This window comes from Simkaniaceae bacterium (assembly GCA_021734805.1).
Classification (GTDB): Bacteria; Chlamydiota; Chlamydiia; order Chlamydiales; family JACRBE01; genus Amphritriteisimkania.
Genome location: JAIPIG010000009.1, coordinates 49,947 through 60,760, shown reverse-complemented (window position 1 = coordinate 60,760; position 10,814 = coordinate 49,947). Strand labels below are relative to the sequence as shown.

The 10,814-nt window shown below is 38.9% G+C and carries 10 protein-coding genes and 1 tRNA gene; 3 read left to right on the top strand and 8 right to left on the bottom strand.

Translation table 11 applies throughout. The annotated features are described in order from the left end of the window. Window positions 1–311 precede the first annotated feature (311 nt). Window positions 312–719 (top strand): hypothetical protein, encoded by a 408-nt coding sequence (locus K9M07_02950; GenBank protein MCF7852180.1) that lies wholly within the window; start codon window positions 312–314, stop codon window positions 717–719. Window positions 720–737: 18 nt separating this feature from the next. Here the strand turns inward: K9M07_02950 and K9M07_02945 are convergent, their stop codons facing one another. The 3 genes from K9M07_02945 to K9M07_02935 all read right to left on the bottom strand — a co-directional run bounded on the left by K9M07_02945 (window position 738) and on the right by K9M07_02935 (window position 2,125). Next, window positions 738–1,325 (bottom strand): peroxiredoxin, encoded by a 588-nt coding sequence (locus tag K9M07_02945; GenBank protein MCF7852179.1) that lies wholly within the window; start codon window positions 1,323–1,325, stop codon window positions 738–740. A 32-nt stretch (window positions 1,326–1,357) separates the two neighbouring features. Continuing rightward, a complete protein-coding gene (locus K9M07_02940; GenBank protein ID MCF7852178.1) occupies window positions 1,358–2,011 on the bottom strand; it encodes an MBL fold metallo-hydrolase in 654 nt (217 codons plus the stop codon). Window positions 2,012–2,051: 40 nt separating this feature from the next. Next, window positions 2,052–2,125: transfer RNA gene (locus K9M07_02935), tRNA-Arg, on the bottom strand. A 69-nt stretch (window positions 2,126–2,194) separates the two neighbouring features. Between K9M07_02935 and K9M07_02930 the strand changes: the two genes are divergently transcribed. Next, window positions 2,195–2,986 (top strand): 50S ribosomal protein L11 methyltransferase, encoded by a 792-nt coding sequence (locus K9M07_02930; protein ID MCF7852177.1) that lies wholly within the window; start codon window positions 2,195–2,197, stop codon window positions 2,984–2,986. A 114-nt stretch (window positions 2,987–3,100) separates the two neighbouring features. On the opposite strand, the gene groL is transcribed toward K9M07_02930, so the two are convergent. The 5 genes from groL to K9M07_02905 all read right to left on the bottom strand — a co-directional run bounded on the left by groL (window position 3,101) and on the right by K9M07_02905 (window position 8,337). Beyond that, window positions 3,101–4,768 (bottom strand): chaperonin GroEL, encoded by a 1,668-nt coding sequence (gene groL, locus K9M07_02925; GenBank protein MCF7852176.1) that lies wholly within the window; start codon window positions 4,766–4,768, stop codon window positions 3,101–3,103. 11 nt (window positions 4,769–4,779) lie between these two features. Continuing rightward, window positions 4,780–5,076: a co-chaperone GroES gene (locus tag K9M07_02920; GenBank protein MCF7852175.1), complete on the bottom strand. Its 297-nt coding sequence runs from the start codon at window positions 5,074–5,076 to the stop codon at window positions 4,780–4,782. A 116-nt stretch (window positions 5,077–5,192) separates the two neighbouring features. Continuing rightward, the gene (locus K9M07_02915) at window positions 5,193–6,419 is read right to left on the bottom strand and encodes a DUF1343 domain-containing protein (protein ID MCF7852174.1); all 1,227 of its coding nucleotides are present in this window, start codon (window positions 6,417–6,419) and stop codon (window positions 5,193–5,195) included. Window positions 6,420–6,550: 131 nt separating this feature from the next. Beyond that, entirely contained in the window at window positions 6,551–7,441 is an 891-nt protein-coding gene (locus K9M07_02910) for a glycosyltransferase family 2 protein (GenBank protein MCF7852173.1), read from the bottom strand. Between the two features lie 86 nt (window positions 7,442–7,527). After that, complete coding sequence (locus tag K9M07_02905; GenBank protein MCF7852172.1) at window positions 7,528–8,337, bottom strand: hypothetical protein; 810 nt, start codon at window positions 8,335–8,337, stop codon at window positions 7,528–7,530. Window positions 8,338–8,684: 347 nt separating this feature from the next. On the opposite strand from K9M07_02905, the gene K9M07_02900 reads away from it, so the two are divergent. Continuing rightward, on the top strand, window positions 8,685–10,784 hold the full coding sequence (locus K9M07_02900; GenBank protein MCF7852171.1) for a UvrD-helicase domain-containing protein: 2,100 nt from the start codon (window positions 8,685–8,687) through the stop codon (window positions 10,782–10,784). Window positions 10,785–10,814 lie beyond the last annotated feature (30 nt).

Sequence of the window (10,814 nt, the reverse complement as noted above, 5' to 3'; positions counted from 1 at the left end):
TGAGTTGAAAAAAAGCGCGATCTATTGAAATTAAAACCGTAATCACTGTATTTCGAAGAAAAAGCCGAATACATTGTGATCATATCGATTTTGCATTCGGTGTTAACCTCAATGAGGTATACCGAAATGAGATATACCGAAATGAGTTGAAGAATTGGGGTTTTAGCAAAGATCAGCGCTTCGAATTTTTATCAGGCTTTAGCCGGATTAATTTTTTGATCCTATTGAAGATAGGTCAAAAAATTAAGGGTGAAAAGTCGAAGATGCCGGCGAAGATAAAAACCAATTCTTCAATTTATCTCGGTATATATATGCAAAAATTAACCATTGTTCTTTTTGGCGAAGCAGAAAGGGGATCATTCCATACATTACACTATCTTAAAACTTTACCTCAATTGAATGAGACGTTGGGCAACCCCACAGAAAATAGTCAAGCCATGGATATTGCCATTCAACTGCTCATGTATCAAAGGAATCTAGTCTTCATCCGTGTCCAAGAAGAGGGCTATAGTTTAAAAGACTATATGATTGGACTAAAAATGATCGAAGACGATCAAAGTATATGGAACTTAGCTGCTATAGCTCTTCCCGGAGTTGGAGATGAATTAATTCTCAACGAATGCACACAAGTTTGTGAAAAAAAACGATGCATCATGATCGGTTCAGAAAAAGACCTCTATGATTATCTCACAAACTTTGGATCCATGGGATCATTTTGATTCCCTTAAGATTTATTTCTATATAGCAAAATAAGTCACTAAACCCTCTTGATCCGGCTTCATAGTTTTTTCACCTTTATGCCAGTTTGCAGGGCATACTTCCCCATGTTCTTCATAGAATTGCAGCGCGTCAAGTGTTCTCAAGGCTTCTTCAACACTACGGCCTAAAGGGAGATCATTAATTAACTGATGCCGAATAATTCCTGAGCGATCAATAATATATAATCCTCTATAAGCAACACCTTCGGATTCAGATAATACTGCATAATCTCTTGAGATATTCTTACTGATATCCGAGACAATGGGAAATGTGATCCCCTCAATTCCACCACGAGACTTAGGCGTATTTAACCATGCAGCATGAGAGAAATGGCTATCAACAGAACATCCAATCACTTGAGCATTTCTCTTTTCAAATTCAGGAAGTTTTTCTTGAAAAGCATGAAGCTCCGTGGGGCAGACAAATGTAAAATCAAGTGGATAGAAGAAAAAAACAATATATTTGCCTTCTAAATTATCAAGAGAAAAATTTTCTAAAAAGTGATTTTTTTGGACTGCAACTGCTGAAAATACCGGTGCTTTTTTTCCTACTAACATACTTGTCATTGCTTGGTCTCCCTATTGTTTTATATTTGGTGTTAAAGTTTTTTAAGCCAGCTCTCTTCGCCTATTGTCGTCGGATCTCCATGTCCCGGATAAACTCGAACCTCAAGTGGCAACTGAGCTAATTTTATTAATGACTCATGCATTTTTGCAGGTTCAGATGTGGGCAAATTGAGATTCCCCATCCCATGTTTAAATAAAGTATCCCCTGAAAATAGGACCCCCTCATTTTGGAAGTAGAGGGAAACGCTCCCGGGAGAATGCCCCGGAGTGTGTAATACAATAAACTCTAAACTCCCCAATTTTTGCTCTGACATATCAACGAAATAATCATCGGGTTGAACCCCCTCAAAATCTTGCGCAAAAGGAAGCCGGTCACTCCCGGGTTGAATCAAATTTGGAGCATCTAATCGGTGTACCCATACAGGAATGTGGTATTTTCGTTTGAAGAAGGCCGCTTCAGCAATATGATCGAAATGAGAATGAGTAATGTAAAGCGCTTTGACATTCAAAGCATGATTTAAAATAATCCCACAGACAGTCTTTGAACAGTCAAAAGTGGGGTCGATAATGGCAGTATTTTTTTCATGATCTGAAACGATATACGTATTTGTTTCAAATGGCCCCCCTGTCACCTTATATATAGAGAGGGTAGACGAAGTAAAAAGTGCTGATTGAATAGAAGACATGTAAACCGCTAAGAGGAAATCCGGCTCTTATATAAAAGAATGCACTGGAGAGGATTTGAACCTCTAACCTCCTGGTCCGTAGCCAGGTACTCTATCCGATTGAGCTACCAGTGCATATTTCCTTAGTAGGAAATATCTAGATTAATTAAGATAGCTGATTCACTATTAATTTTCGAGGAGAAAATGCATTATCTTTTCCAAATTGAATCAAATTTATCTCCTGATGAGGCCATTGAGCGCCTTTTGATCTTAGGATTTCAAAATATTTATGAGATTGAGGAAGAAAATGCGACTTTCATCGGCGCCTACCATACAAATAAAGTGGATGTCGATTTTATGCCCTGTCTTCTTATTGAGGAAGATCCCTCGATTGATTGGGATCAGGAATGGGAAAGACATGCTCCCGGATTTGAAAATGGTGAGCAAAAGATCATTCTCCCTAACGGCAAGGAACTTAAACTTTTACCGGGGCCGGGATTCGGAGATCTTTCCCACTCCACGACAAGTCTTTGTCTTGAAATGATACAAAAATATTTATACGCATCTACTGTTATTGATCTCGGCTCAGGAAGTGGGATCCTGTCTTTAGCTGCTTGCCTTTTAGGAGCAAGTCATGCGATAGGAATCGAAATTGATCAACAGGCCCTTTTTCATGCAGAGCAAAACCAACAGCTCAATGCAATTCATAACGTCGCCTTTTATTCCTCTCTTCCGGAGTCATTAACGACAGATGAATCTTATCTTATCCTCTTAAATATGACAATTGGGGAACAAATCGAATTATTCCAGGCAACACCGCGTCTCAATCAACTCAAGGGGATTTGGATTGTTTCCGGTATCTTAGAAAAACAAGAAGAGAAAATGCTAGCAATCGCTAAAGAAAGACAATGGCGTCTTTTAGAAATTAAAAAGCAAAAAGGATGGCTCCTTTTTGCTTTTGAAAATCTCCCCCATACAATAGGGAAGACTTTTTGACGGTTAAGAAATAGTGGCTATCAAACTATCTGCCCTAAGCTGCGTGAGAGCTCCCCACTGAGTCAAGGAGATGGCAGCTTAGGGACTCTCTTCCTTCCGCTCTAATCTATAACACTACATCATATCCATACCTGGCATCATACCGGGCATTCCGCCCATGCCATGCATCCCACCCATCGACTCCGCATCGACTTTTGGCTTTTTGGGCTCCGGTTTTTCAGTCACCATAGCAGCAACCGTCAATAAAATAGATGCAATAGATGCGGCATTTTTAAGCGCACTCTTAGTTACTAAGACCGGATCTATCACGCCGGCTTCAACTAGGTTTTCAAATTCCCCCGTTAAGCCATTAAACCCAAAATCGCCTTCTTTTTCTGCGATTTTTTCTGCAATCATTTCTCCTTGACAACCACAATTATTTGCAATGGCGATTGCAGGAGCAAAACAGGCTTTGCGCAAGATTTGTATGCCGATATTTTGTTCCTCGTCTAATTGGAGTGCCGCTAGTGCTGTTGAAGCTCTAATAAGGGCTACTCCACCACCGGGAACAACACCTTCTCTCATTGCAGCCCGTGTCGAATGGAGCGCGTCCTCTATCCTTGCTTTCCTTTCATTGAGCTCAGCTTCAGTCGGTGCTCCAATATGAATGACAGCAACACCTCCGGCTACCTTGGCTAAACGCTCTTCTAACTTTTCGCGATCGTAATCTGAAGTTGTAATATGCATTTGATGGCGAATTTGATCCGCTCTTTTTTTGATTTTAGCGTGATTCCCCTGCCCATCAACAATCATTGTTTCTTCCTTCGTGATTTTGATTGTCTTAGCAAGGCCGAACATTTCAGGTTGTATATCCTTAAATTGATACCCCATTTCTCCGGTAAAAGCAGTAGCTCCGGCAACAATAGCGATATCCTCTAAGATTTCTTTGCGTCGATCTCCAAATCCGGGCGCTTTGACTGCACATACGGATAGGCCCGCCTTTAATTTATTGACAACCAAGGTTGCCAAGGCTTCTGACTCAATATCTTCTGCAATGATGAGTAACGGTTGATTGCCCCGCTTTTGAGCAGCTTCTAGAATAGGAATGATATCATTAGCCGAGGAGAGTTTTTGATCTGTAACAAATATGAGCCCTTGATTGAATTCCACGCTCATATTTTCTGAATTCGTTACAAAATAAGGAGATAGATATCCTTTATCGAATTGCATCCCTTCAACAACTTTTAGATACGATTCAATACCGCGGGCATCAGCAATTGTAATACTTCCGTCATTGCCCACTTTTTCAATTGCTTCGACAATCATTTGCCCTACTTCAGGGTCATTATTAGATGAAATTGTGGCGATATGCTTAATTTCTTCCTTAGAAGAAATTTTATGACTCAAGCTATCCAACTTCAGAACAAGAGATTCAACTCCTTTTTCAATTCCCTTTTTTATAGACATTGGGTTAGCGCCCGCAATCACATTTTTGAGACCCTGCGTAAAAATGGCTTCAGCAAGAACGATGGCTGTTGTTGTTCCGTCTCCTGCAATATCTGCTGTTTTAGATGAGGCCTGCTTGACAAGTTGCGCTCCCATATTCTCAAACTTGTCTTTTAGAGCAATTTCTTTTGCAACCGTCACGCCATCCTTTGTAGAAAGTGGCGTTGATGCCCCTTTATTGATGACCACATTGCGCCCTCTAGGACCTAACGTAATAATCACAGCCTTTGAGAGTGTTTTGACTCCGCGATAAATCGCTTTCAATGCCTTTTCATTAAACATAAGCATCTTTGACATGATAACTCCCCTTATTTTACAATAGCAAAAATTTCATCTTGATTTAGGATCAACAAGTCTTCATCGACATGATCCAAAGTGACTTGAGTTCCGGAATAAGAGCCAAAAAGCACCTGATCACCCACTTGCACTTCCATCAATAATAAGTTCCCTTTCTCATCATAATCGCCCGGACCTGCGGCAATCACAGTCCCCGTTTTAGGCTTTTCTTGGGAAGATTCTAGAAGTAATATCCCCCCTTTCGTCATTGGAGATTGAGATCGTTTTACGAGTACCCGACTGCCTAGAGGCTTAATATGCGATGACATAGATAAAATCCTTTAAAAACAAATATCTCTTTAGAAGGTTAAAGGCGATGACTTTTTTTGTCAATGTGAAGGAATATTAACTTAGCAGAAAACAAAAATGACTGCTAAATTCAACATTATTCATATTCTGTAAATAAATATTTTTTTCGTTTTGTAAGGAAAGATTCGCTCTCTTTTTGAGACTGCTCTATAAGCTTCCATGCAAAAATCGATTCTTTTTGAAAAGCATTCCATGCATCTTGATTTCCAATGGCTTTACAAAATAATTCTTGCTTCTCTTTAGAAATCCCCTTAATTTTTATTTCCATATCTTTGGGATAAAGACTTTTTAAACATCCCAAAAGCAGCATTTGTACGCTTAATGGACGATAAACTTGATGATTTAAAATTTTGATTAAAACTCCTTCGCAATCAATACCTTTATAAATTCCATAATAGGGCTTGAATACAAAGGGAGAAAAATAAACCCCGGCTAATTTTTGCTTATTGAGATGCTCTGCAAATTCTTTCCCTTTAATCCATGGAGCACCTACAATTTTGAAAGGAAGGGTATAACCTACTCCGATATTGACAATACCGAGTTCACCAAGCGCACCCGTTGTTGCCGTATAATAAGGCGTATCGGGCTCCGGAATATTCGGTGATGGAGGAAGCCAAGGCAGGCCTGTTTCAGAAAAACTCATCCCCCTTTTCCACCCTCTCATTTTGATCACCTCTAGATCACTGTGCAAATGATATTCCTCATTAAAAAACGTAGCAAGCTCTCCAATCGTCATTCCATGGCAGTAGGGCACATTGATATACCCGATAAAACTTCTCAAGTTTTTTTCATCCAAGAGCGGACCGTCAACGAGAACTCCGGACATCGGATTGGGGCGATCTAGAACTATAACTTTAATGTGGTGCTTAGCCGCTTCTTCCATCGCATAAAATAATGTAGAAGCGTATGTATAGGGGCGAACTCCGATGTCTTGTATGTCATAGATCAAAACATCGATCCCTTTTAACATGGCATCGGTAGGACGCCTCGTTGCCCCATGTAAACTATAGATTGGCATTGTATCTTTTTTCTGATCGGCGATGAATTCCCAAGCATGGGATTGCCCACTGATGCCATGCTCCGGAGAAAATAGTGCAACCAAATTGAGTTGGCTCGACCCACTCAAGAGCTCTATCGTTGTTTGCCAATTTGAGTTGACCCCCGTCTGATTTGTAATCAGACCAACGTTTTTATTTTTTAATTGTTTCATGACGGGATGATCAAGCAATAAATCAGCCCCTGTCTGAACGGCAGATGCAACAGAAATCCAAATTAAAAATAAAAAAGGGCAATATTTTCTCATACGGAACAACTCATTTTGAACGGGGACCAAGCTGCAATCTCCCGGATTTAAGCCGGGAGCTCTCAGGCAGCCAACGATGTGCTAGCCAATATTCCTTAACCATCAAAAAATCTCCTCCATGGAGGTTTTTTTTAATCCTGTAAACTCAGTTCTTTGAGGGTTCTATCTAAATAGCGCTTCCTAATCGGATCCAGCGGTTCATAACGAGGTAATGACCGAACATACCGATCGATTTTTTCTTGGAAAGCTTTGCTAAGATTATGATCACTGATTGGATTGGTATCGTTATAGATATATAAAACATCATTGATAAACTGGTAATGACCTAGGGCCATCTCAATCATAGGCATCATTGACCCGACATCTCCTGACATTGTTAAAAACTTGCCGTCATAAAAAAGGTCTTCTTTTTTAATTTTTTTAAACAGCCATGCATAGAAAGTGCGTAGATGAGAAGGCAAATGAACATATTGTCTAAAGGAGCAGGTCTCATCGATCTGTTTTGGCATAGGGCTACACCATCCAACAGTATTTGAACTTTTGCATTTAAACTGCCCATATGTCAGTAAAGTTTTGTTTTTTTTATTTCGATATATTCTGTCTAGATAATTTAAAACTTTAGAATGAGCCAACGCATCATCCCCATCGAGAATCACAACAACATGATCATCCGGAACAAATGAATGAATAGCTGAATAATAATTGCCAATGGATGTCGATTTTTCTGAATTGTTCACAAATGTAACTAGATGTTCTTTGTTCATTTGTGCGACCAAATTTTTAGCCATTTCAAGTGTATTATCTGTCGAACAGTCGTTTAAATAATAAATATGAAAAAATTTAGAATCATACTCTTGATTGATTGCACTGGCTAAATTCCACTCTACCCACTGTTCGTTATTGTAAGATGCAATCATTATTGCAAATTTTGTTTTTTTAGGAGTTGTAATTAACGGATTGAAATCATGAGCCATGAGTAAAGAAATGGCGCTTGATAAAATGAATGACAAAATAAACTTCATAATCCCCTTATTCCTTGTTATGAAATCAAATTCTTATATGCCGCAATGAAGATTCAAATTTTTAACAAAAATGACACATCACATCCTTACTGAAGGACATTTCGATATAACCAATGGTCCTTTTCTAAAGCGAGCAATTTTTTCTTAAATTTACCATGGATTTTCCAGTTTTTTGCCTTTTCATCACTACTCGTATAACAATACGATGGGGAAAGAATTTTTGTAGGAGGATTCTTTGCAAAATAGGCATTCAAATGACTTTCATCATGCCATTTGGCAATCACATTGGATTCTAAATCTTTATGAATGTTTTGAGAACAAATTTCATTCATTTTTATAAACTCTTCTCTTGAACCACCATAAAAACCTCCGGCAAAGTAAATTCCTCGTAAGGCAATGGGGAGAAAAGCTCGCGAAATCTTCCTCCCTTCAAAATCACCGGATGGAACTCCCGGCCGCCTGACAGCATATCCCGGATGCATTGTTGCAACACGGTCATGTAATATTTCCGAGCCAACAAAATCGACAAATAGCATATCAGCATCTAGAGCAAATAAATAATCGCATCTGTTGAAACAGTCTTTATTTTTTGCATACACTTCAAATCGCATCATTGTATCATAGGGCCATCCCATCTTAATATGGGGGATTCTAATAATATTTTCTCCCTCAATTTCCCCATCTGTAAACACAAAATAACTCACATGGTCATCGGGCATAAAATATTGACGCGCGCTTTTAATTAATTCATCGACAAATTCTATATATCGACCTGTTGCAACAATACATAAGCCAATATTTCTGGGCTGCGTATGCTGTGCCGAAAAAATGATTGTTTGGAAAAGTAATATACAACAATAAAAAGAAATTCTTATCTTTCGCAGATCAAAATACATAAAACCCCTTTTAAAAAACCCCCTCCATAAATAGCTGAGATCTTTTGACGGTTAAGGAATAGTAGCTATCACATCATTGGGTGCTTAGAGCGCCCAGCTTGGATTCCGTTCAAATTCGAGCTATCATCACAATCGAACAAAAATTAGTCAAATAAAAAACATACATCAAGAAGGGGTAAAATACGAGCTAGAGAACAAAGACCGCGGCAGGCGGGACCAAAAAGTTGCAAAGTCGAGTTCAAGCCTAAAGATTACAAAGTTGAGATGAGGAGGATTCAATATCCTGGAATTTTTTCCCATTAATCTGTTAGGCTTTTCTTCAATGACCGATATTGAGCTTTTGAATTATGAATACACTTGTTCTTAACCCTCACCAACAAGAAGCTATTGAGCACATTCAAGGCCCTTTGCTCGTGCTTGCAGGAGCCGGATCGGGTAAAACCCAAGTTGTCACAGCTCGTATTGCCCACCTCATCGAAATCGGAGTTCCATCATCGGAAATTGTTGCCGTAACATTTACTAATAAAGCTGCAGCTGAAATGCAGTCGCGCATTAAAACTTTATCTAACCAAATTGTCTTAACTTGTACATTTCACTCACTGTGTGCTCGCATTCTAAGGGAGTCCATCCATTATCTTGGCTATCAATCCAATTTCACTATTTACGACCAATCAGATAGCGACAACCTCCTCAAATCATGCTTGAAATCCCTTCATGTTGATTCCGATAAAGCACAGGTTCGCTTTTATAAATCAGCCATTTCTCATGCAAAAAATGAACTGATTGGACCGGATTCTCTTTCAAAAAATGCGGCATTTGATCAAGTTTATCTGACCTATCAGCGCCATTTAAAAGAATGTAATGCACTCGATTTTGATGACCTATTATTTTTAACGGTGCAACTCTTCCAACACCACCCTGAAGTGAAAAAAATATATCAAAGTCGGTGGTCATTTGTTTTGATTGATGAGTATCAAGACACCAATAAGGCTCAGTATACCTTCGCGAAATTGTTAACGGAAAGACACCACAATATTTTTGCCGTGGGGGATCCTGATCAGTCTATCTATAGCTTTAGAGGGGCAAACGTCCAAAACATCTTGAATTTCGAACATGATTTTCCCAATGCCAAACTGATTCGATTGGAGCAAAACTATCGCAGCTCCACACATATTTTGGACGCCGCGAATCATCTCATCCAAAACAATCAGAACCGCCTTAAAAAAAACTTGTGGAGTGATCTTGGACCGGGTGAGAAAATCCGAATTTACATTGCTGAGAATGAGCGAGAAGAAGCCCAATTTGTCTATGACACAATAAAAGAGCTCTCGTCATCATTTTCACTTAACGATATGGTCGTATTTTATCGCACTAACTCCCAGTCTAGAATTTATGAAGATCAGTTTTTAAAACAAAATCTCCCTTATCAAATTATTGGGGGAATCTCTTTTTATGCCCGGCAAGAAATTAAAGATGTCCTTTCTTATTTAAGAGTTCTACTTTCACCAAGTGATTATATCTCCTTTGATCGGGCCATTAATCTTCCAAAACGCGGATTAGGGCCTTCTTCACTACAAAAAATTCGCGCACTTGCCCAAAATTTAAAACAACCCATTCTAGATATTGCTTATCAGATCGCTGAGGGAGCCATACACTCCGGTTTGTCTCAACGACAAATCAATGGGTTAAAAGAATTTACTGATACGGTTCAGTTTTTAAAACAGCGCCTCTCACTCCCAATTCATCAATTAATTCAAACTATAATTGAGCGATTCCGCTATATAGAACATCTAAAATTAGATCCTGAATCGTTTGCCGATCGGAAATCAAATATTCAAGAGTTGATTTCAAAAGCTCTTGATTGGGAAGAAGAAAATGAAAATAAATCTCCCACGGATTTTTTAGAAGAACTGTCCTTGAAAGGACAAATTGATGATCACGATCCCTATGTGAATAAAATCCGGTTAATGACCATTCATAATTCGAAAGGATTAGAATTCCCCATTGTCTTCATCGTCGGAATGGAGGAAGACATTTTCCCCCATGTCAATTGTAAAGAGACCCCTGATCAAATTGAAGAGGAACGCAGACTGGCTTATGTAGGAATCACCCGATCTAAAAAACAACTCTTTTTATCTGCTGCTAAGTATCGATTGCTTTGGGGGTCGCCTAAAATTATGCAACCCTCCCGTTTCTTAAAAGAACTCCCCCAAGAACATATTGAATCATCGAATAAAGAAAACAATGATGAAGATGATATGCTGTCTTCTTCCGATGAATTCCTAATCGGAACTGTTGTCTCACATAAAAGTTTTGGCAGAGGTGTCATTAAGAAAGCCTATCACACATCCCTTGGCTTAACTTATGATGTTTATTTTCCTTCCAGCGCATCAATTAAAACGCTTGTGGCTAAATATGCAAAACTTCAAGCTCTCGATGATTTATAGTTTTTTTTAATCAATCTATTGACAATCTCT

Bases quoted from the DNA above. Each gene is read 5' to 3' on its own strand.
- K9M07_02910 (MCF7852173.1), bottom strand. From the start codon at position 7,441: ATGAAGTTTATTTTGTCATTCATTTTATCAAGCGCCATTTCTTTACTC.
- K9M07_02900 (MCF7852171.1), top strand. From the start codon at position 8,685: ATGAATACACTTGTTCTTAACCCTCACCAACAAGAAGCTATTGAGCAC.
- K9M07_02945 (MCF7852179.1), bottom strand. From the start codon at position 1,325: ATGACAAGTATGTTAGTAGGAAAAAAAGCACCGGTATTTTCAGCAGTT.
- K9M07_02940 (MCF7852178.1), bottom strand. From the start codon at position 2,011: ATGTCTTCTATTCAATCAGCACTTTTTACTTCGTCTACCCTCTCTATA.
- K9M07_02950 (MCF7852180.1), top strand. From the start codon at position 312: ATGCAAAAATTAACCATTGTTCTTTTTGGCGAAGCAGAAAGGGGATCA.
- K9M07_02905 (MCF7852172.1), bottom strand. From the start codon at position 8,337: ATGTATTTTGATCTGCGAAAGATAAGAATTTCTTTTTATTGTTGTATA.
- K9M07_02915 (MCF7852174.1), bottom strand. From the start codon at position 6,419: ATGAGAAAATATTGCCCTTTTTTATTTTTAATTTGGATTTCTGTTGCA.
- K9M07_02920 (MCF7852175.1), bottom strand. From the start codon at position 5,076: ATGTCATCGCATATTAAGCCTCTAGGCAGTCGGGTACTCGTAAAACGA.
- groL (MCF7852176.1), bottom strand. From the start codon at position 4,768: ATGTCAAAGATGCTTATGTTTAATGAAAAGGCATTGAAAGCGATTTAT.
- K9M07_02930 (MCF7852177.1), top strand. From the start codon at position 2,195: ATGCATTATCTTTTCCAAATTGAATCAAATTTATCTCCTGATGAGGCC.